This window comes from Streptomyces sp. Mut1 (assembly GCF_030719295.1).
In the GTDB taxonomy this organism is placed as follows: Bacteria; Actinomycetota; Actinomycetes; order Streptomycetales; family Streptomycetaceae; genus Streptomyces; species Streptomyces castrisilvae.
Genome location: NZ_CP120997.1, coordinates 6,267,029 through 6,292,137, shown reverse-complemented (window position 1 = coordinate 6,292,137; position 25,109 = coordinate 6,267,029). Strand labels below are relative to the sequence as shown.

The window sequence follows — 25,109 nt, the reverse complement described above, 5'->3', positions numbered from 1 at the left end:
GATTCGGACCCCGAGGGCCCACCTGCTCCCGGCACGCCTGTTCCGGCGGTATTTCACGCGAACGGGCCGGTCGGACCACCCTCGCGGGGTGGTGCGACCGGCCCGTTCGGCCGAGCTTCGGGTACGGGTCAGTCCCGGACGGGCTCCGCCACCGTGCGGCTCTCCGCGTCCGTCTCGTAGCGGCCGTCGAGCTTGGCGACCAGACCGGTGACCTGGCGGGCGATGTCCGGTGCGGTCAGCCCGATCTCGGCCATGACCTCCTTGCGGGAGGCGTGGTCGAGGAAGACCGGCGGGATGCCGAAGTCGCGCAGCGGCACGTCCACGTCCGCGTCGCGCAGCGCCTGGGCGACGGCTGAGCCGACGCCGCCGGCCCTGCTGTTGTCCTCGACGGTGACGACGACGCGGTGCTGCGCGGCGAGCGGGGCCATGGCCTCGTCCACCGGCTTGACCCAGCGCGGGTCCACGACGGTCGTGGAGATGCCCTGGGCGTCGAGCAGGCCGGCGATCTCCAGGCACATCGGGGCGAGCGCGCCGATGGAGACCAGCAGGACGTCCGGGCGGGCGGCGCCGGACTCGCGGAGCACGTCCATGCCGCCTGCCGTGCCGACGGCCTTGACCGAGGGGCCGACCGCGCCCTTGGAGAAGCGGACGACGGTCGGGGCGTCGTCCACCTCGACGGCCTCGCGCAGCTGGGCGCGGACCTGGTCGGCGTCGCGGGGGGCGGCGATCCGGAGCGAGGGCACGCACTGGAGGATCGACATGTCCCACATGCCGTTGTGGGAGGCGCCGTCGGTGCCGGTGATCCCGGCCCGGTCCAGGACGAAGGTGACCCCGCACTTGTGCAGGGCGACGTCCATCAGGACCTGGTCGAAGGCCCGGTTGAGGAAGGTGGCGTACACCGCGAAGACGGGGTGCAGGCCGCCGGTGGCCAGGCCCGCCGCGGAGACCGCGCCGTGCTGCTCGGCGATACCGACGTCGTAGATCCGGTCCGGGAACTCCTTCTCGAACTTGGTCAGGCCGACCGGCTGGAGCATGGCCGCGGTGATCGCGACGATGTCCTCGCGCTCGTGGCCGAGCTTGACCATCTCCTCGCCGAACACAGAGGTCCAGTCGAGCCCGGAGGTGGCGACGGGCAGCCCGGTGTCGGGGTGGATCTTGCCGACGGCGTGGAAGCGGTCGGCCTCGTCGAGCAGGGCGGGGGTGTAGCCGCGGCCCTTCTCGGTGAGGCAGTGCACGATGACGGGGCCGCCGAAGCGCTTGGCCCGCTGGAGCGCGGACTCCAGGGCCTCGATGTCGTGGCCGTCGATCGGGCCGACGTACTTCAGGCCGAGGTCCTCGAACATGCCCTGCGGGGCGATGAAGTCCTTGAGGCCCTTCTTCGCGCCGTGCAGCGTCTCGTACAGCGGCTTGCCGACGACGGGGGTGCGCTCCAGGAGGTCCTTGCCGCGGGCGAGGAAGCGCTCGTAGCCGTCGGTGGTGCGCAGGGTCGCCAGGTGGTTGGCGAGGCCGCCGATGGTGGGCGCGTAGGAGCGTTCGTTGTCGTTGACGACGATGACGAGGGGGCGGTCCTTGGCGGCGGCGATGTTGTTCAGCGCCTCCCAGGCCATGCCTCCGGTGAGGGCTCCGTCACCGATGACCGCGACGACGTGGTCGTCCTTGCCGCGTACCTCGTTGGCCTTGGCGAGGCCGTCGGCCCAGCCGAGGACGGTGGAGGCGTGCGAGTTCTCGATGACGTCGTGCTCGGACTCGGCGCGCGAGGGGTAGCCGGAGAGGCCGCCCTTGCTCTTGAGCCTGGTGAAGTCCTGGCGGCCGGTGAGGAGCTTGTGCACATAGCTCTGGTGGCCGGTGTCGAAGAGGACCTTGTCCTTCGGCGAGTCGAAGACCCGGTGCAGGGCGATGGTCAGTTCGACCACGCCGAGGTTGGGTCCGAGGTGGCCGCCGGTCTTGGAGACGGCGTCGACGAGGAAGGTCCGGATCTCTTCGGCGAGCTGCTCCAGCTGCTCGGAAGTGAGCCGGTCAAGGTCACGCGGTCCGCCGATGCGGGTCAGCAGATCCCATCCGTCGCCCACCACCGCCCGTGCGTGACGCGCTTCGCGCGGCTGTGTCACCGTGCCTCCTTGCGATTGTGCTGGTCGAGCATGCCGATCGGATGAGTCTAACGGCCTCCCCCCGGGCCGGGGGCGGGGAGTGCTGCTTGCCCGTACCGGTACGTGCCGGAGCCCGGCGCCCCGCGGAGGGGCGCCGGGCTCCGGCAGTGGTGCGCGGGTCCGCGGTCAGGCGCGGCCCGCGGTCTTCTGGGTCTTGCGCGAGACCGAGTCGATGATCACGGCGATGAGGAGCACTCCGCCGGTGATCATGTACTGGATCGCGTTCGACGACAGGTTCATCTGGTTGAGGCCCTGGACGATCGACTGGATGACCAGGATGCCCAGCAGCGCGGACCAGACCTTGCCGCGTCCGCCGAACAGGGACGTACCGCCGATGACGGCCGCGGCGATGCACATCATGAGCTGGTTGCCGCCACCGAGCGAGCGGTCGGCGCCGCCGGTCGCGGAGGCCAGGAAGAGACCGCCGACCGCACCGAGCGTGCCGGAGATCATGAACACCGAGATGCGGATCCAGGACACGTTGATGCCGGCCCGGCGCGCCGCCTCGACGCCACCGCCGACCGCGAAGACCTGACGGCCGTAGGTGGTGCGGCGCAGGATGAAGTCGGTGACGACCAGGATCCCGAGGAAGATCACCAGGGAGAGCGGGAGGCCCTGCTCCTGGTTGAACGCGTACGCGGCGAGCAGGCACATGACGGCGAGCAGCACGGTGCGCAGGATGATCTCGCTCTGCGGGCGGTGCGGCAGCTCCGCGGCCTTGCGGCGCCTCGCGTCGCGCAGCTGCGCGAGGTAGAAGGCGACGATGACGACCACGGCGAGGCCGTAGGCGGCGGCGATGTCCTCGAAGTAGTAGCTGGTCAGATCGCGGACGAAGCTGCCGAGCGGGGTGGTGATGGTGGACTTGTCGCCCATCACCCAGGTCTGCATGCCGGCCCAGCCCAGGAAGCCCGCCAGGGTCACGACGAACGCGGGCACGCCGATCTTGGCGAAGACGATGCCGTGGAAGGCGCCGATGACCGTGCCGGACAGGATGCCCACCACGATGGCGAGGGAGTCGGGTATGTCCGTGCCGACCACGGCCCACACCGCACCCGCGAGACCCGCGACGGAACCGACCGCGAGGTCGATCTCACCGAGCAGCAGTACGAAGACGATGCCCACGGCCATGATGCCGGGGCCCGCCGCGTACAGCGTGATCTGGTCGAGGTTGTACGAGGTGAGGAAGTTGCCGGTCTCCAGCTGGAAGACGATCCCGATGATGATCAGGCCCACCACGACGGGCAGCGAGCCGATCTCGCCCGAGCGCACTTTGCGCTTGAACTCGGTCCAGTAGCCCTTGAAGCCCTGCTCACGGATGAGCAGGCGGGGGTCGACGACCCTGACCGCGTCGGGCGCTGCCGCGGGAGCCTCGGTGGTGGCGTCCGCCTGGGCCGGGACCTTGGCCGGAGTCTCGTTGACGTTGCTCACTTGGATGCCTCCGCGCTGCGGGACTTGCGGCGGGTCACGGCGTTGTCGGTGGCGCCCGTGATCGCGGCGATGATTTCTTCGTGGCTGGTCGTCGCCACCGGGAAGATGCCGTTGTTGTGGCCGAGTCGCAGCACGGCGACCTTGTCGGCGACGGCCTTCACATCGGCCATGTTGTGGCTGATGAGGATGACGCCGAGGTTCTGCTCGCGCAGCCGCTCCACCAGGTCGAGGACCTGTGCGGTCTGCTCGACGCCGAGGGCCGCGGTGGGCTCGTCCAGGATCACGATCTTGGGGTTGCCGACCAGGGCACGGGCGATGGCCACGACCTGGCGCTGGCCGCCGGAGAGCGCGGCGACCGGGATGCGGACGCTGGGGATACGGATGGAGAGCGTGGACAGGAGGTCCTGCGCCCGCTTCTCCATGGCGACCTCGTCGAGGACGCCGCCCTTCTTGATCTCGCGCCCGAGGAAGAGGTTGGCGACGACGTCCAGGTTGTCGCAGAGCGCGAGGTCCTGGTAGACGGTGGCGACGCCGAGGTTCTGGGCGTCGTGCGGACGGCTGATGTCCACCTTCGCGCCCTCCCACTCGATGACGCCGTCATCGATGGGGTGCACGCCGGCGATCGTCTTGACCAGCGTGGATTTTCCTGCACCGTTGTCGCCGACCAGGGCGACCACTTCTCTGGCGTGGACTTCGAGATCGACACCGGAGAGGACCTGGACCGCTCCGAATCGCTTGAAGACCCCACGCAACGCCAGCACGGGCGTCTGTGACACGTGAACCATCTCCTTCGCCGCCTGACCGGCGGGGATGTGCCGCCTGACCGGCGGAGACGCCGCGCCACGAGGGGCCGCGTCGACGTACGGGAAGTACTGGGGGAAGAGTGTCCGGCACCCGGCCGGCAGCGGGGTGTGGGCCGGCCGGGGCCGGACAGTCATGGGGTGGGCGGACTCCGCCGTGCGGTGCGGATCACACCCGTACGCGCCGGGGCCGGCCGGCCCCGGCGCGCGGAGGGACTACTTGATGCCCAGCGCGGTGCACTTGGCGGCGATGTCCTTCACGCAGACCTTGGAGACCTCGTAGATGCCGTCCTTGATCACGGTGGACTCGATGTTGTCCTTGTTCACCACGGTCGGCTCGAGCAGCGTGGAGGGGACGCCGTCCGTCTCGCCCTCGGCGCCGATGTCCTTGCCCTGGAGCAGGTTGACGGCGAACTGGGCGGCCGCCGGGGCGAGCTGCTTCGGCGACTTGTAGATCGTGAAGGTCTGCGTACCGGCGATGATCCGCTGGATACCGGGGAGCTCGGCGTCCTGGCCACCCACCGGGATGTCCTTGATGCCGGCGTTGCCCAGGGACGTGATGATGCCGCCCGCCATGCCGTCGTTGGCGGAGTAGACCGCGTCGATCTTGCCCTTGCCCACCGAGGAGATGGCCGCGGTCATCTTCTCGCCGGCGATCTTCGGGTCCCACTCGCCGGACGCCTCGTAGGCGATCTTGACCTTGCCGTCGAGGGACGTGTGGGCGCCCTTCTTGAACAGGCCGGCGTTCGGGTCCTTCTCGTCACCGTTGATCATGACGACGTTGGCGCCGGACGCCTTGGAGCCGAGGGCGTCGATGAGGGCCTGGCCCTGGAGCTTGCCGATCTTCTCGTTGTCGTGGCTGACGTAGGCGTCGGCACCGACGATGGCGCGGTCGTACGCGACGACCTTGACGCCCTTCTTGTGCGCGTCGGCGACCCACGCGGCGGACTTCTCGGCGTCGACCGAGGAGATCGCGATGACCTTGATGCCGTCGGCGATCTGCTGCTCGAACTGCTGCTTCTGCTGGCCGACGTCGCTGGCCGCGTTGTTGTAGACGACCTCGCAGTCCGGGCAGTTCTTCTCGACCGCTTCGATGAACAGCGGCTTGTCCAGCGTCTCGTAGCGGGCGGTCTTGTTCTCCGGGAGGAGCAGACCGATCTTGGTCTTGCTGCCCGAGTCCGCCGAGTCCTTCTTGTCGTCGCCGGCCTTGCCGCAGGCGGCGAGGGAGACGGCCATCGAAACTGCGGCCGTGCCGATGACGATGCGTCGCGTCATTGCGTTCATTGGGGGTTTGCCTCCCTGACGAGGCCGCAACGTCGCGGCCGAGGTGGCTGGAAGTCAACTCGGCCGCAGGGGCGACGTCAAGGAGTAAATCCTTAACGAGATGACAACGGTGCCATTCGTTATCTAAGTGAAGGCAGGTGTGGCCGCAGGCAGGTTGCTCTCCAAAAGTGTTGAATCCCCCATCTCGCTCAGGACGAGTGCCAGGGCCCCCAGCACCTCCGCCCGGCCTCCCAGGGCCCCAGGAAGCACCGACAGCTGCCGTGCGGCGCTGGGGATGGCGTAGCGGGACACGGAGTCGCGGATGGGCCCGAGGACCAGCTCCCCGGCCTCCGCGAGCGAGCCGCCGAGCACCACGCGGCTCGGGTTGAGCAGGTTGCAGAGGTTGGCGACGCCGCTGCCGATGTGCCGCCCGACGTCGCCGATCACCCGCCGGCAGCCCGGATCGCCCTCACGGGCCAGCTGGACCACCCGCTCCATGGTGAGATCGGGGCCGTGGCTGGGCCGGAGCAGGGGCAGCACGTAGCGCGCGGCCGTGAAGGTCTCCAGGCAGCCGCGGTTGCCGCAGCGGCAGACCGGGCCCGATTCGTCGAGGGTGATGTGGCCGATCTCGCCGGCCGTTCCGCCGGGGCCCCGGTAGATGTGCGAGTCGATCACCAGACCGGCGCCGACACCGCTGGCGACCTTGATGTACGCGAGGTCCCTGACCCCCCGGCCGCTCCCCCACACCAGCTCGCCGAGCGCCCCGAGGTTGGCGTCGTTGTCCACGTAGACCGGCACGCCGAGACGGGCGGCGAGCTCGTCGCTGGGGTTGATGCCTGTCCAGCCCGGCAGGATCGACGTGGAGCCCAGCGTGCCGGACTCGACGTCGATCGGGCCGGGAACACCGAGCCCCACCCCGATGACCTTGCCGGGACTGATCCCGGTGGTCTCGATCAGGCGGTTGACCAGCTGTTCCGCCCGTCCGAAGCCCTCGGCCGACGAGGCGTCGACGTCCAGCGGCTCGGACTCCTCGGCGAGCACCTGGTGGGCCAGGTTGCCGACGGCGACGCGCAGGTGGGTGTGGCCGAAGTCGACGCCGATCACGATGCCGGCGTCGCCGCTGAGCGAGACGCTGCGGGCCCGGCGGCCGCCCGCCGAGGTGGGGGTCACCTCGACCGTGCCGCCGTCCTTCAGTTCACGAACGATATTGGAGACGGTGGCCGCGGACAGGCCCGTGCTCCTGGCGATCTCCGCCTGGGTGAGCGAACCCGCCATACGTACGGCGCGCACGACCCGCTCAAGGTTGGCGCGATGCAGAGACGTCTGCGACCCCGGAGTCTCCATCGACTCACTCACTCCTGCCATATTCTCCAACATGTGAACTCTAAGCTGACCGTTTTGGGGTCCTCCCCGTCAAGACCTTGAGCAGTCCGAGCCACGGATGAGCGCGGCTGCGCCGCACCTCCGACCTGGCGAACTCTCCCGTACACAGACGAACCGCCCGTCGGCGAGGACGCCGGCGGGCGGTTCGGTTCGTTCGGTGGTGCGTTCAGGAGGTGCGGGCAGGCGGTACGGGAAGAGGCGCGGGGCCTACTTCACCGCGCCCGCGGTCAGCCCGGCCACGACCTGGCGCTGGAAGATGATGTAGGCCGCGAGGACCGGCAGCATCGCCATCACCAGTCCGGCGAAGAGTCCGGACCAGTCGCCCTTGTAGCCCTGGCTGTTGGCCAGTTCGACCAGACCTTGCGAGAGCACCCGGTACTTCGGGTCGGTGTTCAGCACCGTCGGCAGCATGTACTGGTTCCACTGGCCGAGGAAGTTGAAGATGCCGACGCTGATCAGGCCGGGCTTGGCCATCGGCAGCATCACCTGGAAGAACGTCCGGGTGTGCGAGGCCCCGTCGATCATCGCCGCCTCCGCCACCGATCCCGGTAGCGTTCGGAAGAAGGAGGTGAGGAAGAAGACGGTGAAGGGCAGTGAGTACGCGATGTAGACCATGATCAGTCCGTGGCGCGTGTTCAGCAGGCCCATGTTGTTCATCACGAAGAACAGCGGGACCAGCGCCAGGATGATCGGGAAGCTCATCCCGCCGATGAACAGGTAGTAGATGAAGCGGTTGCCCGGGAAGTCGAACCGGGCCAGCACGTAGGCCGCCATCGAGCCGAGCAGCAGGGTGCCGATGAGCGAACCGCCCACCACGATGATGGTGTTGAAGAAGTAGTCGCTCATGTGCGCCTGGCTCCAGGCGCGCGACCAGTTGTCGAAGTGGAGCTTGTCCGGCAGCGCCCAGGGGGTCGACAGGATCGAGTCGTCGCTCTTGAACGAGGACATGATCGCCCAGAGCAGCGGCAGGACCACCAGGATCGCCCAGATGATCAGCACACCGTGGGAGAAGACGTTGAGGGTCTTGCCCTCGCTGCCCTTCTCCTTGCCGCCCGGGGCGGGCGCCTCGGACACGGGGGCCGGTTCCTTCACCGTGACCACGGGAGGGGTTTCAGTGGCCTTCACGTGTGCTCACCTCGTACTACTGTCGAGCCGGCCGCCGGGACCGGGCTGTCTTGCCTGCTGGGGGTCCGGGCGGCGTGGCCCGGGAAGCGCAGCATCAGAACTCCAGCCGCTCGCGCCGGCCCAGCCGCATCACGACGGCGGCGAACGCCATGGTGACGATAAGCAGTCCGACACCGATGGTCGTCGCGTAGCCGGCCTGACCGTCGCGGAAGGCGGTCTGGTAGACGTACAGCGGCAGGATCGAGGTCGAGTAGTCGGGGCCGCCGGGGCCGACCGTCATGACCTGGACGGCCGTGAACGCCTCGACGCCGAGGGCCAGGATGCCCATGTAGACCCAGCCCGACTGGATGGTGTCCCAGAGCAGCGGCACGGTGATCTTGAAGAACGTCGTGACCCGGCTGGCCCCGTCCAGGAGTGCCGCCTCGTAGAAGTCCTTGGGAATGGACGCCATTCCGGCCGAGAAGAGGACGACGAAGAAGCCGACCGTCGACCAGACCAGCACCACCATGACGCAGATCAGGGCCAGGCTCGGGTCGCCCAGCCAGTCCGGCTGCACGGAACCGAGGCCGATGCCCTTCAGCGCCGAATTCAGCATTCCCGAACGCGGGTTGTAAGCGAACTGGAACAGCAGGGCGACGATGACGATCGAGAGGACCTGCGGGAAGAAATACGCGATCTTGTAGAAGCCCGAGCCCCGCACGCCGGAGACCGCGGCGTTTTTGCGCCGACGGCCCCCGACGTTCAGCATGAAGGCGAAGAAGAGCGCGAGGCTCAACGTCACCAGCGGCAGCACCAGCACCAGGATCACGCTGTGCTGGAGGGACTTCCAGAAAATGTCGTCCTTCAGCATCCTGGTGTAGTTGCCGAAGCCGACCATCTTGAAGTCCGGGCTCAGACCGGTCCAGTCCGTGAAGGAATAGTAGATGGCCTGGATGAACGGCCAGATGACGAAGACCGCGTACAAGGCCAAGGGGGCTACCAGGAACCCCACAATGAACCGGTACCTGCCGTGCTGCATCGTTTACCGACCCCGATCTTTCCGCGGGTGCCGCCGCTGGTGACGGTTGCTCACTGGTGCTTGTAGTGCTTGATGGACTGGTCCTTGGCCGCCGCGTCCGCGAAGCCCTGGATCTTCTTGATGGCCTCGGTGGGTGTCAGGCGCCCGGCCATCATCTCGCCGAGACCGGCGGTGCCGATCTGCTCCTTCTGGAGCTTGACGTACCAGTCCTGCAGGCGCGGGTTCACCACGTTGTCGCCGGCCTTCTTCAGCGCGTCGACACCGGCCTGCATGGCCGTGGAGAGGGTCAGCCCGTCGGTGCCGCCGTTGAAGGCGCTCAGGGACTTGACCTGCTGGGTGAAGTTCTTCGAGGACTCCTCGGAGAGCATGATGCGCAGCTGCTCCATGCCGCCCTGCGGGTTCTTCGCCTTGGCCGGGACGACGAAGGGCTCGCCGCCGGACGCCCAGATGGTGCCGAAGGGCATCTTGTCGGACGAGTCCAGGCCGGAGGGGGCCGCGACCATCATCTTGAAGTCCTTGGGCGTGGTCGGCGCCGCCTCGTTCTCCACCCACGAACCGTTGGGGATGAAGAGCGCCTTGCCCTTCGTCCACTCGGTCTGCGACTGGATGTGGGTCAGACCGGGGGTGCCCTGGAGGATGTACCCCTTCTTGTACAGCTCGTAGTACGCCTCGAACGCCGCCTTGACGGCGGGGTCCTTCCACGCGTTCGGCTCCAGGTTGTCGATCTTGTCGAGAACCTCCCGGCCGCCGATCTTGGCGATGAACGGGTAGAGCGAGAACGGCAGGTAGTACGGGTACTTACCGGCGTACGTCCAGCCCGCGATGCCCTGCTTCTTCGCCTTCGCGCAGAGGGCGAGCATGTCGTCCCAGTTCTCCGGGTACTCCGCGTCGAGCTTCTCCAGCCCGGTCTGCGAGTACCACACGCCGTACACGGTGTACGCGTAGTACATGATCCAGACCGGGTCGCCCTCGAACTGACCCATCTCCAGGACGCCCGGACGCAGGGTGTCGCGGACCTTCTTGCTCGGGTCGTCGATGGACGGGGCGTCCATCAGCGGGGTGAGGTCGAGCAGCTGCTTCTTGCCGACGAGGACACCCATGTCCATCTGCTCGGCGCCGGAGTTGTCGATCAGGTCCGGCGGGGTGCCGCCGTTGAAGCGCGGCTGGAGCTGCGACTGGATCTTCTGCGTCGCGGTGTGCTTGACCTTGGCCTTCGGGAAGGCCGCGGTGTACTTCTTCTCGGCGTCGATCGCGTACTGCTCGCCGAAGCCGCCGTCGAAGATGACCACGTCGAGGGCGGCCGTCTCGTTGACGCCCAGCGGGTTCTTCGCGCTGGTCTTGCCCTTCTTGACCGTTTCGTCGCTGCCGCTGTCGCCGCTCGCGCAGGCGGACAGGAAGCTCATCGTCGGGACGGTGATCAGACCGAGTGCCGCAGAACGCTTGATCACATCGCGACGGCCAAGGCCCTCATTCTTGTGGGCGGAGGTGGATCCCATGCTCAAGTCCTCGCCTTCTCCAGGACTCAGGCGGTGTGTACCGGTCGCCCCGTCGTATTCGCCTCAGGCGAAGGGCCCCGCCACCGCGGTCGGTTGCGCTTGGGTGGTACAGATTTCAGGCTAACCATTGCCGTGGGGGGCGTCGGGGGACCGGACAGCCGACGCAACCTGCGGCGTCGTGTCGTCCTGCCCCCGTGTCCCCCAGCCGCGCAACCAGTGACCCGGCTGTGCAGACGCCGACAGGTATAGTCCACTTGCCGCCAACTGAGCAAGATCGAAAGCAAGTTTGCACGGGAGTCTTTCCCGAGTTGAGACCTCGCGGATACCTCGGCACCTCACGCCCTCCGCCGGATGTAACGATTTCCGCATTCCGGTCGATTCGGCAGCCGGCTCTGATCCAACACCCTTGACACCGCACGCCACTTCACTCCCTACTTGTTCGTGCGTATCTTCTGACAACGTTGTCCAAACGCACTTCCCCGGGAGGAATGGCTCGGCATGCACCCCCGAAACCGTTCTCGTACGAGACAAAGCAGCACGGCAGCGCTGATCGCGGCCTCTTTGGCCCTGGTCGTGACAGCCCCCACGGCGGCCGCCGCTCAATCGGCCGGGTCGACCGGAAAAGGTCATGGGCCCGCGGGTGACCGGACATTCAGCACGTCCTTCGAGGAGGACGAAAAGCAGCCGGACTGGCGCAATACCGTAGAACAGGGCCCTGACGGAAAGAAGCGGGCATCGGGTATCGATGGCGGCTTCTCCTCCGGAATACCGGGCAATGTGACCGACAAGGTCACCGATGTCCGCGCCAGCGACGAGAACACCGCCGGCGGCGAGGTGAAGGAGAACCTGGTCGACGGCGAGTCCGGCACCAAGTGGCTGGCCTTCGAGCCCTCCGCCTGGGCCGAGTTCGACCTCACGGAGCCGGTGAAGGTCGTGACCTACGCGCTGACCTCGGCCGACGACCACGACGAGCGCGACCCCAGGGACTGGACCCTCCAGGGCTCCGAGGACGGCGAGAGCTGGACGGACCTGGACACCCGGACCGGCCAGACCTTCGGCGAGCGCTTCCAGACCAAGTCGTACGACTTCACGGCGGACCGGGCCTACCAGCACTTCCGCCTGGACATCACCAGGAACAACGGCGCCACCGACGCCACCCAGCTCGCCGACGTCCAGTTCTCCGACGGCGACACCTCCGCCCCCGCCCCCGCCGACATGCGCAGCCAGGTCGACCGGGGCCCGTCCGGCTCCCCCACCGCGAAGGCCGGCGCGGGCTTCACCGGGAAGAAGGCGCTCAGGTACGCGGGCACGCACAAGGCGGACGGCCGCGGATACTCGTACAACAAGGTCTTCGACGTCAACACGCGCGTCACCCGGGACACCGAGCTCTCCTACCTGGTCTACCCCCAGATGGGTGAGACGGACCTGTCCTACCCGGCCACCCACGTCGCGGTGGACCTCGCGTTCACGGACGGCACCTACCTGAGCGATCTGCGCGCCACCGACTCCAACGGCGGCCTGCTGACCCCGCAGGGCCAGGCCGACGCCAAGCGGCTGTACGTCAACCAGTGGAACAAGGTCGAGGCCGGGATCGGCACCGTCGCGGCGGGCAGGACCGTGGACCGCATCCTGGTCGCGTACGACTCCCCGAAGGGCCCCGCGAAGTTCCAGGGCTGGATCGACGACCTGAAGATCGCGCCCAGGGCGCCCGAGAAGCGCAAGGCGCATCTCTCGGACTACGCCTCGACCGTGCGCGGGACCAACTCCAGCGGCTCCTTCTCGCGCGGCAACAACTTCCCCGCGACCGCCGTCCCCAACGGGTTCAACTTCTGGACACCGGTCACCAACGCGGGCTCGACCAGCTGGCTCTACGACTACGCGCGGGGCAACAACGAGGACAACCTGCCCACGCTCCAGGCGTTCAGCGCGAGCCACGAGCCGAGCCCCTGGATGGGTGACCGGCAGACGTTCCAGCTGATGCCGTCGGCGGCCTCCGGCACCCCGGACGCCTCCCGCGAGGCACGCGCGCTGCCGTTCAGGCACGAGAACGAGACGGCGAGGCCCCACTACTACGGGGTGTCGTTCGAGAACGGCCTCAAGGCCGAGATGACGCCGACCGACCACGCGGCGCGGATGCGGTTCACGTACCCGGGCAAGGACGCGAGCATCGTCTTCGACAACGTCTCCAACGACGGCGGGCTGACCCTGGACCCGGCCACCAGCTCGTTCACCGGCTTCTCCGACGTGAAGAGCGGCCTCTCGACCGGGGCGACCCGGCTGTTCGTGTACGGCGTCTTCGACGCGCCCGTCACCGCGAGCGGCAAGCTCTCCGGCGGCGGCGGCAGTGACGTCACCGGGTATCTGCGCTTCGACGCGGGCAAGGACCGCACGGTCGGCCTGCGCCTGGCGACCTCGCTGATCAGCGTCGACCAGGCGAAGAAGAACCTGGCCGCCGAGATCCCCGCCTCGCGCTCCTTCGCCGGGGTCGAGTCCCGTGCGCGGGCCGCCTGGGACGGTCTGCTGGGCAAGGTGGAGGTCGAGGGCGCGACCCCCGACCAGCTCACCACGCTGTACTCCAGCCTGTACCGGCTCTACCTCTACCCGAACTCGGGCTTCGAGCAGGTCGACGGCAAGGACACCTACGCCTCCCCGTTCTCCCCGCAGGTCGGCTCGGACACCCCGACGCACACCGGCGCGAAGATCGTCCCCGGCAAGGTCTACGTCAACAACGGCTTCTGGGACACCTACCGGACGACCTGGCCGGCCTACTCCCTGCTCACCCCGAAGAAGGCCGGCGAGATGGTCGACGGCTTCGTGCAGCAGTACAAGGACGGCGGCTGGATCTCGCGCTGGTCCTCCCCCGGGTACGCGGACCTGATGACCGGCACCTCCTCGGACGTGGCGTTCGCCGACGCGTACGTCAAGGGCGTGGAGTTCGACGCCGAGGCGGCGTACGACGCGGCCCTGAAGAACGCCACGGTGGTCCCGCCCTCCTCGGGCGTCGGCCGCAAGGGCATGGAGACGTCCCCGTTCGCCGGGTACGCCGACACCTCCACCCATGAGGGCCTGTCCTGGTCGCTGGAGGGCTACCTCAACGACTACGGCATCGGGAAGATGGGCCGGGCGCTCTACGAGAAGACGCACAAGCAGCGCTACAAGGACGAGTCCGAGTACTTCCTGAACCGGGCCCGCGACTACGTGGAGCTGTTCGACGACAAGGCCGGCTTCTTCCAGGGCAAGGACGCCTCCGGCGACTGGCGCCTGCCCTCCGACCAGTACGACCCGCGCGTCTGGGGGTACGACTACACGGAGACCAACGGCTGGGGCTACGCCTTCACCGCCCCGCAGGACAGCCGGGGCCTGGCCAACCTCTACGGCGGCCGGGACGGCCTCGCGAAGAAGCTGGACACGTACTTCGCCACCCCGGAGACGGCGGGCCCGGAGTTCGTCGGCAGCTACGGCGGCGTCATCCACGAGATGACGGAGGCCCGGGACGTGCGGATGGGCCAGTACGGGCACAGCAACCAGGTCGCCCACCACGTCACCTACATGTACGACGCGGCCTCGCAGCCGTACAAGACGCAGGAGAAGGTCCGCGAGGTCCTCGGCCGGCTGTACACGGGCAGTGACATCGGCCAGGGCTACCACGGCGACGAGGACAACGGCGAGCAGTCGGCCTGGTTCCTCTTCTCCTCGCTCGGCTTCTACCCGCTGGTGATGGGCAGCGGCGAGTACGCGATCGGCTCACCGCTGTTCACCAAGGCCACCGTGCACCTGGAGAACGGCCGCAAGCTGGTCGTCGAGGCGCCGAAGAACAGCGCGAAGAACATCTACGTCCAGGGCCTGAAGGTCAACGGCAAGAAGTGGACCTCCACCTCGCTGCCGCACGACCTGCTGGCCAAGGGCGGGACGCTGGCCTTCGACATGGGCCCGAAGCCGTCCGCCTGGGGCACCGGCAAGAACGCCGCCCCGGTCTCCCTCACCCAGGACGACCAGGTGCCGTCCCCGAGGAAGGACGTGCTGAAGGGAGAGGGCGCGCTGTTCGACAACACCTCGGCGACCACCGCCACAGTCTCCACCGTCGAGCTCCCGGTCCCGTCCGCGACGAAGGCGGCCCAGTACACGCTGACCTCGGCGACGGCGGCGAAGGCCCCGGCCGGCTGGGTCCTCCAGGGCTCGGCGGACGGCAGGAGCTGGAAGGACCTCGACAAGCGGTCCGGCGAGACCTTCGCCTGGGACAAGCAGACGAGGGCCTTCTCGGTGAAGTCCCCCGGCTCGTACGCGCACTACCGGCTGGTGCTCGACGGGGAGGCGACGCTCGCGGAGGTGGAGCTGATCTCCTGAGCCACCCGCTCCGCCCATGAGGACGGGCCGCCCGGATGCCGGGCGGCCCGTCCGCGTGTGCGCGCCGTACTCAGGAGTGCTGTTCCGCCTTGTCGCGCAGCGCCTGCTCCACCGCCTCGCGCACCCGCTCCTCCTCGCGCCGCGCACGCCGGGCGCGCGCTCGGCGGACGAGTACGAACGCCGCGACGGCCGCGCCCAGGACGAGGACCACGAGCAGCAGGAGCGTCCAGGGGACCGCCCAGCCGTGGGCCGTGGTCCGGACGGGGTCGAGGGCCCTGGTGGAGCCCGCCGCGTCGGTGAGGAGCGGGGTGACGGCGACGGTGGCCGCGAGGCGGAGGGCGGGGGTGACGTCGTGGACGGGGACCGTGACCTTCCAGCGCTCGCCGGGCAGCAGTTCCGGCGGTGCCGGGATCGTGCCGGCCTCGGTGCTCAGCGTCCCGAAGGGGCCGGTGAGGGTGACCTTCTGGGTGCCGGAGAGCAGCGCGTTGCCGGTGTTGTGGAGGCTGTAGGAGACCGTGGCACCGCCCCGGCCGAAGGGGTTGGCGGTCCCCCGGTAGTCGATGTGCACGTCCTCGACGGCGAGTGCGGGCTTCAGGGCGCCGCTGACGCGCAGCTTGATCCGGATACCGAGGCGCCGGTCGACGGTGATGCCCTCGGTGTCGCCCGCCTGCTTCAGCGAGGTGAGGATGCCGCCCACGTAGTCGCCGGGGGACGCGTCGCGCGGGACCTTCACGGTGAAGGGGATCTCGGCGCTCTTCCCGGGGGCGATCCGCACGCTCGTGCGGTCCGCCCGCACCCAGGCTCCGACGGCGCGGGACTTCTTCCCCTCGGTGAGGAGGTCGAGCTGCCCCTTGTCCGTCGTGAAGCCGTCGGCCGCGTAGACGGCGAGGCTCAGCGGCTCCGTGCCGTGGTTGGCCACGACGAGGGCGTCCTCGGCCTCACCGCCGGGGTTGACGGTGTAGCCGAAGCTCGACCGGTCCTCCCCGTAGTCGCCCGCGGCCGTCCGGACCGTCCAGGTGACGTCGCCGCCGGCGGCCCGTGCCGGGCCGGTGGACGTGCCGAACGCCAGGGCCGCGAGCAGGACGAGGAGGGCGGTGCGGACGGCGGCGGTGCGGCGAGGTGGTGCCACTGCGTGCATGGGGTCTCTCTCGGAACGGCGGCGTGGCAGGCTGCGGCGTACCGGAGCCTGCCACGCCGGTGGAGCGGGGAGGGTCAGCTGCTCAGCGCGGTGATGGTGAGGGTGGCGCGGTAGCCGCCCTTCTGGACGGAGTCCGGGATCCTCAGGTCGAGGTCGGCGCCCAGCCGGGCCGTACCGCGGGCGTGCCCCTGGGGCGCGGAGCCGAGGCTGCGGGAGAGGGCCAGGCCCTCGCCCTTGCCGTCGTAGCCGGACGGGACCGAAGGACCGGCCTTGGCGCCGGCGCCCTGGTCGAGGATGTACGGGGACCAGCCGAGGTAGGAGCCCGCGAACGTCTTCTCGGCGTCCTTGAAGGTGCTCACGCCGGCCGAGACCGCCCACGGGGAGAGCGAGCGGCGGGTGTCCGTCACCCGGATCGGGTTGATCTTGCCGGAGGCGGTGAAGTGGTCACCGTTCTCCTCCTTGGCGGTGCCGAGGTCCACCAGGCCGTTGTAGCCGTCGATGGTCCAGCCGAACTCGCCGGGGGCCGGCTTGGGCACGTTGACCTGGAGGGACTGGCCGTCACCGTTGTAGGGGTGGACGCTCACCTTGTCGACGACCGAGCCGACCGGCTGGGCGGCGGTGGTGTTCTTGCACCAGTCGCCCTTGGACACCTGGGAGTTGGGTGCCTCGCAGGTGCCGCTGCGGATGTTCTCGACGACGAGCTTGTCGTTCCGCACCTGGACCTTGACGTAGCTGCGGACGTGCTCCTGGTTCTGGACCGAGTTGTACCAGTAGTTGTCCGGGTTCAGCGGGTCGGCGCCGTTGCCCGCGCCGCTGGTGCCGCTGGAGTCGGGCGCGGTGATGTCGTAGTACTTCGAACCCGAGGCCGAGTTGGCCGTGACGTAGAGGACGCCGCCGGGGCCGGGGTAGACGTCCGCCGCGCCGGGCTGCTCGTCCGGGTCGGCCTTCTGGCCGTTCTTGATGAGGTAGCTGCGGGAGTAGCTGTGGTCGTGGCCCTGAAGGACCATGTCGACGCCGAGCTTGGAGAAGGTCGTCGGGAAGTCGACGCGGCGGACCTTGTTGTCCTTGTCCTTGGCGTGCGAGGCCGGCGAGTAGATCGAGTGGTGGTAGACGAGCACCTTCCACTTGGCCTCGGAGCCGTGCTCGTTGATGACGTCCGTGACGTACTTGGTGTGCGCCTCGTCGCCCCCGCCGCCCTGGGCGGTGTCGTAGCTGTTGCTGTTGAGGTCGATGAACAGCACATCCTTGTAGATGTACCAGTAGTTGCCGCCGGAGGTGTCGGACGCCGGGTTGCCGTTGGCGTACAGCGAGCCGGAGTTGTCGGTGTTGGGCGTCGAGAAGTGCTGCTCGTACGCCTTGCCGCCGACGTCGTGGTTGCCGATGGTGGCGGCCCAGGGGTACTGGCGCAGCTGGTCGGGCGCGAGGAAGGAGGTCCACTGGGCCTCGTTGTTGGCGCTCTCGACCTGGTCGCCGCCGGAGACCAGGATCTCCGCCTTCGGGTTGGCCTTGGTGGCCACGTCCAGGGTGTCCTGCCAGCCGGCCTGGTCCTGCGCCAAGTCGCCGGAGGAACCTATCTGCGGGTCGCCGAGGAACAGGAAGTCGTAGTCGCCCTCGAAGTCCTGGGTCGTGAAGGAGTACGCCGGGGACCAGTTGCCCTCGGTCCCGACGCGGTAGGAGTACGCGGTGTTCTCCTTGAGGCCGGTGAGCGTGGCGCTGCGGTTGTAGCCGCTGCCGGCGGTGTTCTTGGCGCCCAGGGCGTCGAAGTTGGCCGAGTCCGCGGGGAAATCGCCGCCCTTGAGCTGAGCGGTGGGGGCGAGCTGGACCTTCTGGGCGGTGTCCGCGGAGGAGTACCAGCTGACGGTGCGCTGGGTCTCGTTGGCGCCGACGCCCAGGACGATGCCGGAGAGGGTGGAGGATTCGGCCGCGGCGGCGGGCGATGCCTGCCCGCCCGCGAAGGCCACGGCCAGGCCGAGGAAGGCGGCGGTGGCGCCGGTGGCCACGCGGTGCCCGACGGGCCTGCCGGCCCGCTGGGAAGGGTTCGTTCTCATGAAGTATCGATTCTTTTGTGTACAAACGGTGGGCAGGATGTGCGCACACGAAGGACGGGCACCAAGTTCCAGGCCCTGGATGAACAGCACGCGAAGGCGATCCGGGCGGAGGCTGAACTTCACCGTCCGCCTGTGGTTCCTACGATCCGGTCACGCGCTGTACGAACCAGGCGAGGCCCATGACGGCCACCCCCGCGGACAGCGCCCCGGTCACCCACCGGCCGGCCCGCGGCGAGCGCCGGCCGAGCAGCAGCAGGAGCGGGAACAGCACGGCGATGAAGCCGAGTTGGACGGCCTCGATGCCGATGTTGAACACCAGCAGGGACCACAGGAGCGTCCACGACCACGCCGCCTCGATACCGAGGGCCCCCGCGAAGCCGAGTCCGTGCACGAGGCCGAAGCAGAACACCACGCCGAGCCGGGTCCACCCGGCCCGGTCGAGCCCGAGCCGGCTCGTCTCCGGCGCCGGGAGCACCGCCGCCCGCTCGCCGCGCTCCCGCAGGCGCCACAGGTGCCAGCCCGCGACCACGGCGATGGACAGGGCGATGACGGGCTCCACGAGGCCGGCGGGGACGTCGACCAGACCGAGCGCGGCGAGCAGGAACGTCACCGAGTGGGCGAGGGTGAACGCGGTGGCCGCCAGGACGACTTCGCGGGGTCTGAGCGATCCGGCGATGAGGGCGAGCAGGAACAGGATGTGGTCGGTGCCCGTCAGCAGGTGCTCGGCGCCCAGGCGGAAGAACTCCCAGAAGCGCTGCGGCCAGGACTGGCTGATAGAGAACTCCGGGTGGGCGCTGTCGAGGGCGGCGCTGCCGGTGTGACCGTCGACCGCGTACGTGACGATCGTCTTGGTTCCCTCGACGTACCCCTCCGGGTCGGGGAAGAGGCCGCTGCGGATCTCGTGGTCGCCGGTGCCGTGTCCGGAGCAGGTCCAGTCGAGCGTGAGCAGCGCGTAGGGCACGCCCTCCTCGGTGCCCATCCGGAACCCTCCGACGGGAGCGGGTTCGCAGTCGGCGCCGCCCGCGGTGACCGCGAAACGCCGGGTGACGTAGTCGATGACGGTCGCGCGGTGCGCGTCGAGGGCCTTGGCCTGAGCGCCGGCGTCCTTGGCTTCGAACGCGTCGGTCCCGGCCCGGAAGAGCGGGTCGTCGGACCCGGCGTCGGCGGCCGAGACGACGAGCAGGTCGTACTCCAGTTTCAGTTCGCTGCGGAGGCGGCCGTCACCGTCGGCGGTGACGTGCGCGTACACGACGGAGGTGAAGCCGTGGGCGGCTGCGGGCCTGACGAGGCCGAGGAAGAGGAAGGCCGCCGCGGCGAAGGCGAGCAGCAGGCGGCGGGCACGGTGCGACATGGGTCTCCTTGGGGTTGCCCGTGCACCGTGCTGGTCGTGGATGAACCGCCGACGACCGGTCAGCGAACCATGAGAAAACAAGCGTTCGAAATCGGTCGGACCGGTGGAGATCGTGTGGAACGGCCGAGCAGGATGTGGAAAAAGCCGCTCCGCACCGAAGGACGTCCGCCTTGCACCGCCCGTCTCTCGCCGCCGTTCTGGTGGTGGCCGCCGCCCTGCTCACCGGATGCGCCTCGGGTGACGACTGGTCGCAGCGGCGCCCCGTCCCCTCCGCCGTCGGCACACCCGGCGCGGGGTTCACCGATCCCGGCCGGCCGCCCGCGCCGGAGTCGACCGTCACGCCGAGCCCCGGTTCGTGGTCCGGGGTCCGGCCCGCGCCCGGCACCCGGGTCGTCCTGCTCACCGCGGGCACCGACCGCCCGGCGAAGACCCTCGCCGAGGCGGTGCGGGAGTGGGCGAAGGAGACGGACGTGGACCTGCGCACCGTGACCGCGTCCGACGACACCGACCTGCTGCCCGCGGTCACCCGGGCGCTGGACCTGCACCCGGATCTCGTCGTCAGCGCGGGCAACGACCTCATCGACCCCCTGACGACGGTGACCCCGAGCCATCTCGCCCAGCGGTTCCTGATCGTGGGGGCGGAGCTCGCCGAACCCACCGAGAACGTGACGGCGGTCGACTGGACCGGGGCGTCGTTCCGCGGGGAGGGGCTCGGCATGTCCTCGACGTACGACCCCGCCTCGTTCACCGGGGCCCGCTGCGCGGCCGCGATCCGGGCGGGCGCCGCGGCGGCCCTGACCGGGCGCACCGGGATCGTCGTATGGCTGGACGACTTCTAGGGCCTGCCCGAAGGGGCGGTCAGGCGCGTTCCGGGGACTCCGGCGGCTCCGGCTGCTCCGGCTGCTCCGGCTGCTCCGGCTGCTCCGGCTGCTCCGGCTGCTCCGGCTGCTCCGGCTGCTCCGGCTGCTCCGGCTGCTCCGGCTGCTCCGGCTGCTCCGGCGGGAAGAGGCTCTCGGGCAGCGTGACGTTCCACGCGGTGATGACCGGCCGGCCGTGTTCCCGGCCGAGGCGGGAGACGGCGCCCGTCGCGAGCTGGAAGAGCGTGCCCTCCGCCGGGGTCAGGCCGAGGTAGCGGGCCGTCAGGACACGCAGGAAGTGGGAGTGCGCGACGAGCGCGATGTCCTCGTCCCCGGCGCGCCGGGCGGCGCGGGCGACCTGGGCCAGCACCCGGTCGGCCCGGTCGCCGACCTCCGCCGGGGTTTCGCCCGGGTGGGCCGCGGGGCCCGCGGCGACGCCGTCCGTCCAGAGGTTCCAGCCGGGGCGGGTGCGGTGGATCTCGTCGGTGGTGATGCCCTCGTAGCCGCCGTAGTCCCACTCGCGCAGCTCGGGGGTGACGCGGGGTGCGGTGAGCCCGGCGAGTTCGGCGGTGCGCCGGGCCCGGAGCAAGGGGCTGACCAGGGTGAGCGCGATGGCGCGGTCCGCGAGCAGCGGGGCCAGGGCGCGGGCCTGCCGCTCACCGAGGGGGGTCAGCGGCAGGTCGGTGTGGCTCGTGTGCTGTCCGTCCCGGGACCACTCGGTCTCGCCGTGCCGGATCAGGATCAGCTCGCCCATATGAGGCCATCCGCTCTCGGTGCCGTTGCCGCTCACGTGCTGTCGAAGGTGGGAACCCGCCGCTCCACGATCGCATTCCGGCCCGGACCGGGCGGGGCGGGCGCGCCCGGGAGTGCCCGGATACGGCTGCGAGGTCCTGCGGGGGCGCGGTCCCGCACCGCGCCCCCCGTCCTTCGCCGGCCGCGCCCGCGTTCAGCCCTTGACCACGTCCACCGCCGGGTCGCCGACGACCACGACCTCGTACGGCCGGTCCGTGTCGGCGGTGACGCGGAGGGTGCCGCCCTCGCGGACCACCTGGTACGTGGCTGCGGGGGCGCCCGTGAGGCCGGGGACGGTCACCGTGCGGGTGAAGTCGCCGATGCCCTCGGGGGCGTACACGCGCAGCTCCAGGCCGGTCGTCCAGTCGCCGTCGGGGCGGGAGGTGTCCGCGCCGAGCGGCAGGACAGCGCCGGGGCGGACCAGCAGCGGGAGGCTGTCGAAGCCGTAGGTGCCGCGGTGCCAGGCGGGGCCGGAGACGGTCTCGCCGGTCAGGAGGTGGGTCCAGGTGCCCTCGGGGACGTAGTACTCGGTGTGGCCGTCCTCGCTGAAGACCGGGGCGACCAGGACGTCCGGGCCCAGCAGGTACTGGCGGTCCACCGTGCGGGCGGCCGGGTCGTCGGGGAACTCCAGCAGCATCGGGCGCATGGTGGGGACGCCGGTGCGGTGGGCCTCGACGGCCGCCGCGTACAGGTAGGGCATGAGGCGGTGCTTGAGCTCGGTGAACTGCCGGGCGACCGCGACCGCCTCGTCACCGAACTCCCACGGCACGCGGTAGGAGGAGGAGCCGTGCAGCCGGCTGTGCGAGGAGAGCAGGCCGAAGGCGAGCCAGCGCTTGAAGACCGCCGGGTCGGGGGTGCCCTCGAAGCCGCCGATGTCGTGGCTCCAGAAGCCGAACCCGGACAGCGAGAGGGAGAGGCCGCCGCGCAGGGACTCGGCCATCGCGCCGAAGGAGGACCAACAGTCGCCGCCCCAGTGCACGGGGAACTGCTGGCCGCCCGCGGTGGCGGAGCGGGCGAAGAGAACGGCCTCGCCCTGGCCGCGCTCCTTCTCCAGCACCTCGAAGACGGCCTTGTTGTAGAGGTGCGCGTAGTAGTTGTGCATCCGCTCCGGGTCGGAGCCGTCGTGCCAGACGACGTCGGTGGGGATGCGCTCGCCGAAGTCGGTCTTGAAGCCGTCGACCCCCTGGTCCAGGAGCGTCTTCAGCTTGCCCTGGTACCAGGCGGTGGCCTCGGGGTTGCTGAAGTCCACCAGCGCCATGCCGGCCTGCCACATGTCCCACTGCCAGACGTCGCCGCCGGGGGTGCGGACGAAGTAGCCGTTCGCCGCGCCCTCCGCGTACAGGGGGCTCTTCTGCGCGATGTACGGGTTGATCCAGACGCAGATCCTGAGGCCCTTGTCCTTGAGGCGGGCCAGCATGCCGGCCGGGTCCGGGAAGGTCCGCGGGTCCCACTCGAAGTCGCACCACTGGTACTCGCGCATCCAGAAGCAGTCGAAGTGGAAGACGGAGAGCGGGATGCCCCGCTCGGCCATGCCGTCCACGAACGAGGTGACGGTCTCCTCGTCGTAGGAGGTGGTGAACGAGGTCGTCAGCCACAGGCCGAAGGACCAGGCGGGGGGCAGGGCCGGGCGGCCGGTGAGCGCGGTGTAGCGGGCCAGCACCTCCTTGGGGGTGGGCCCGGCGACGACGAAGTACTCCAGGCTCTGGTCCTCGACGCTGAACTGCACCTGGCCCACCGCTTCGGAGCCGACCTCGAAGGAGACCTTGCCGGGGTGGTTGACGAAGACGCCGTAGCCGCGCGAGGAGAGGTAGAACGGGACGTTCTTGTACGCCTGCTCGCTGCTGGTGCCGCCGTCCGCCTGCCACATGTCGACGACCTGGCCGTTCTTGACGTACGGGGTGAACCGTTCGCCGAGCCCGTGGATCGTCTCGCCGACGCCCAGCGCGAGCTGGGTGAGCATGTGGTGGCCGCCGTCTCCGGTCGTGGCGAAGGCGGTCCCCTTGCGTCCGGCGGCGGTCAGGAGCCGGCCGTCCGCGTCGAGGAACTCCAGGCCGAAGCCGCCGGCCGCGGGCAGCCGGAGGGTGAGCGGGCCGCTGGTCAGCTCGGCGGCCCCGCCGTGCTCCCGGACGGCGGCCGCCGCGTCGCCGGTCGCGCCGGGCAGATCGAAGTCGGGGCCCGGGTGGCGCCTGCCCGCCAGGTGGGTGACGCGGACACCGATGACGCCTTCGGCGGGGGCGTACGCCTCCACGGTGATCAGGGGGGCGTTCAGCGTGTCCCCGCGCCGGGCCACGTGCTTGACCGCGGCGTAGGCGGTGAGCCGGCCGGCGTCGAGGCGGAGGTCGCGGAGGTCGGTGGCGTACGAGGCGTGGACACCGTCTCGCATCTGCCAGAAGCCGTCGGTGAACTTCATGGGGGGTCCGTTCCTTTGGGTCCTGGTTTTGATCGTACACAAAACAAATAGTTTTCGAAGCGCTTCGATTCACCCTGGGGAGGCTATGAATCCACCCGAACCGGAGCCTCGGGACCCCCTGCGAGCGGGCATGTTGCCCCTATGTGACGTGGGTGTCACCAGGATGGTCTAGAAACGAACGCCGACATGCCGTATTAGTACTGGCAGCAAACAAATCGGTCGGACGGCAGCGCAGCCGTCCGGGCCCTTGCCGACAAGAGGCAGCAGAATGTCGAACCGCTTCACCCCAGGGGTCGCCGTCCCGCTCACGGTCGTCTCCGCGCTGATAGGCGGCGTGGTCCTGTCCGGCTGCGGCCAGCAGCGGGACCCGGACGTGTACACGGTCCTGAACTCCTCGACCGACGAGTCCTACCACCGCTGGGACGCCCAGACCCTGGCACGGTGCGGCAAGCAGCTCGGGGTGACCATCGAGCAGCAGAGCGTCCCGGCCTCGCAGGTGATGACCAAAGCCCTGCGGATGGCGTCGTCCAAGTCGCTTCCCGACGTGCTCCAGCTGGACGCCTCCGAGATGCCGACGTTCGCCGAGGCGGGCGGGCTGATCCCGCTGAAGGACCTCGGCCTGTCGACGCGGGACATCCCCGAGGGGATCGTGAACTTCGGCTCGTACGAGGGGACGTACTACGGGGCCGCGCGCACCGTGAACACGCTGGCGCTGTTCTACAACAAGGACACGCTCGACAAGGCCGGTCTGAAGGTCCCCACCACCTGGGCCGAGATGCGGGAGACGGCGAAGGAGCTGACCCACGGCAAGCGGTACGGTCTGGCGCTCAGCGCGGGCGGCGCCGAGGACGGCGTCTTCCAGTTCACCCCGTTCATGTGGTCCAACGGCGGCGACGAGACGAAGCTCGACAGCCCCGAGGTGGCCGGGGCGCTGGACTACTGGAAGAGCCTGCTGAAGGACGGCTCGCTCTCCAAGTCGACGGTCAACTGGACCCAGGCCGATGTGAACGACCAGTTCATGGCGGGCAACGCGGCGATGATGATCAACGGCCCGTGGCAGGTCGAGACCCTGAACTCCAAGAAGGGCCTGAACTGGGGCATCGCCCAGATCCCGGTCCCGGAGGCGGGCGACGACTCGGTGGGGCCGCTGGGCGGCGGCGTGCTGACCGTGCCCAACACGGGTGACGGCGAGCGCGAGAAGATGTCCGCGAAGATCATCGGCTGCATGGCCGGCGAGCAGGAGCAGATCACCTACGCGATCAACAGCTGGATGGTCCCGGCCAACGAGAAGGCCGCCGCCGTGTGGCGCACGAAGGCGCCGGAGCTGGCGGCCCTCGCCGACCAGGTCGCCACGGCCCGCTCGCGTACCGCCAAGCTCGGCGCGCGGTGGTCGTCCGTCTCCCTCGCGCTCCAGAGCGCGTTCCAGTCCGCCCTGACGGGTGAGCCGAGCGAGACCGCCCTCAAGCGGGCCCAGAAGCGCGCGACGAGCGGGAACTGAGGTATCCGAAC

The 25,109-nt window shown here is 69.5% G+C and carries 15 protein-coding genes and 1 pseudogene; 3 read left to right on the top strand and 13 right to left on the bottom strand.

The genetic code is table 11. The annotated features are described in order from the left end of the window. Positions 1–128: 128 nt before the first annotated feature. From dxs to ngcE, 8 genes are all read right to left on the bottom strand, one after another. Entirely contained in the window at positions 129–2,051 is a 1,923-nt protein-coding gene (gene dxs, locus P8A18_RS27385; RefSeq protein ID WP_306061176.1) for a 1-deoxy-D-xylulose-5-phosphate synthase, read from the bottom strand. 222 nt (positions 2,052–2,273) lie between these two features. Continuing rightward, a complete protein-coding gene (locus P8A18_RS27380) occupies positions 2,274–3,575 on the bottom strand; it encodes a sugar ABC transporter permease (RefSeq protein ID WP_306058664.1) in 1,302 nt (433 codons plus the stop codon). Continuing rightward, the gene (locus P8A18_RS27375) at positions 3,572–4,360 is read right to left on the bottom strand and encodes an ATP-binding cassette domain-containing protein (protein WP_306058661.1); all 789 of its coding nucleotides are present in this window, start codon (positions 4,358–4,360) and stop codon (positions 3,572–3,574) included. Before P8A18_RS27375 ends, P8A18_RS27380 begins: the two co-directional genes overlap by 4 nt. 231 nt (positions 4,361–4,591) lie before the next feature. Then, positions 4,592–5,659, bottom strand: coding sequence for a sugar ABC transporter substrate-binding protein (locus P8A18_RS27370; RefSeq protein WP_371933722.1), 1,068 nt, complete (start codon positions 5,657–5,659; stop codon positions 4,592–4,594). A 123-nt stretch (positions 5,660–5,782) separates the two neighbouring features. Next, positions 5,783–6,982, bottom strand: coding sequence for an ROK family transcriptional regulator (locus P8A18_RS27365; RefSeq protein WP_306061174.1), 1,200 nt, complete (start codon positions 6,980–6,982; stop codon positions 5,783–5,785). A 246-nt stretch (positions 6,983–7,228) separates the two neighbouring features. Next, positions 7,229–8,146 (bottom strand): carbohydrate ABC transporter permease, encoded by a 918-nt coding sequence (locus tag P8A18_RS27360; protein ID WP_371933721.1) that lies wholly within the window; start codon positions 8,144–8,146, stop codon positions 7,229–7,231. A gap of 94 nt (positions 8,147–8,240) precedes the next feature. After that, a complete protein-coding gene (locus tag P8A18_RS27355; protein WP_306058656.1) occupies positions 8,241–9,164 on the bottom strand; it encodes a carbohydrate ABC transporter permease in 924 nt (307 codons plus the stop codon). 50 nt (positions 9,165–9,214) lie between these two features. Further along, entirely contained in the window at positions 9,215–10,660 is a 1,446-nt protein-coding gene (gene ngcE, locus P8A18_RS27350) for an N-acetylglucosamine/diacetylchitobiose ABC transporter substrate-binding protein (RefSeq protein ID WP_306058654.1), read from the bottom strand. A 498-nt stretch (positions 10,661–11,158) separates the two neighbouring features. Here ngcE and P8A18_RS27345 point away from each other — a divergent pair, with 498 nt between their 5' ends. After that, entirely contained in the window at positions 11,159–15,004 is a 3,846-nt protein-coding gene (locus P8A18_RS27345; RefSeq protein WP_306058652.1) for a GH92 family glycosyl hydrolase, read from the top strand. A 70-nt stretch (positions 15,005–15,074) separates the two neighbouring features. Here P8A18_RS27345 and P8A18_RS27340 read toward each other — a convergent pair whose 3' ends face one another. The 3 genes from P8A18_RS27340 to P8A18_RS27330 all read right to left on the bottom strand — a co-directional run bounded on the left by P8A18_RS27340 (position 15,075) and on the right by P8A18_RS27330 (position 19,541). Further along, the gene (locus tag P8A18_RS27340) at positions 15,075–16,142 is read right to left on the bottom strand and encodes a WxL protein peptidoglycan domain-containing protein (RefSeq protein ID WP_306058650.1); all 1,068 of its coding nucleotides are present in this window, start codon (positions 16,140–16,142) and stop codon (positions 15,075–15,077) included. 74 nt (positions 16,143–16,216) lie between these two features. Further along, positions 16,217–18,190, bottom strand: coding sequence for a purple acid phosphatase family protein (locus P8A18_RS27335; RefSeq protein ID WP_306058648.1), 1,974 nt, complete (start codon positions 18,188–18,190; stop codon positions 16,217–16,219). 139 nt (positions 18,191–18,329) lie between these two features. Further along, positions 18,330–19,541, bottom strand: coding sequence for a HupE/UreJ family protein (locus tag P8A18_RS27330; protein ID WP_306058646.1), 1,212 nt, complete (start codon positions 19,539–19,541; stop codon positions 18,330–18,332). A gap of 170 nt (positions 19,542–19,711) precedes the next feature. Between P8A18_RS27330 and P8A18_RS27325 the strand changes: the two genes are divergently transcribed. Continuing rightward, positions 19,712–20,380, top strand: a complete 669-nt coding sequence (locus P8A18_RS27325; protein ID WP_306058644.1) for a type 1 periplasmic-binding domain-containing protein — start codon at positions 19,712–19,714, stop codon at positions 20,378–20,380. Positions 20,381–20,540: 160 nt separating this feature from the next. Here P8A18_RS27325 and P8A18_RS27320 read toward each other — a convergent pair. Together P8A18_RS27320 and yicI are read right to left on the bottom strand one after the other, a co-directional pair. Next, a pseudogene (locus P8A18_RS27320) lies at positions 20,541–21,152 on the bottom strand (histidine phosphatase family protein); the annotation flags it as partial. Between the two features lie 192 nt (positions 21,153–21,344). Further along, positions 21,345–23,600: an alpha-xylosidase gene (yicI, locus tag P8A18_RS27315; protein ID WP_306058642.1), complete on the bottom strand. Its 2,256-nt coding sequence runs from the start codon at positions 23,598–23,600 to the stop codon at positions 21,345–21,347. 268 nt (positions 23,601–23,868) lie between these two features. Here yicI and P8A18_RS27310 point away from each other — a divergent pair, with 268 nt between their 5' ends. Continuing rightward, a complete protein-coding gene (locus P8A18_RS27310) occupies positions 23,869–25,098 on the top strand; it encodes an ABC transporter substrate-binding protein (RefSeq protein ID WP_306058640.1) in 1,230 nt (409 codons plus the stop codon). Positions 25,099–25,109: the final 11 nt, after the last annotated feature.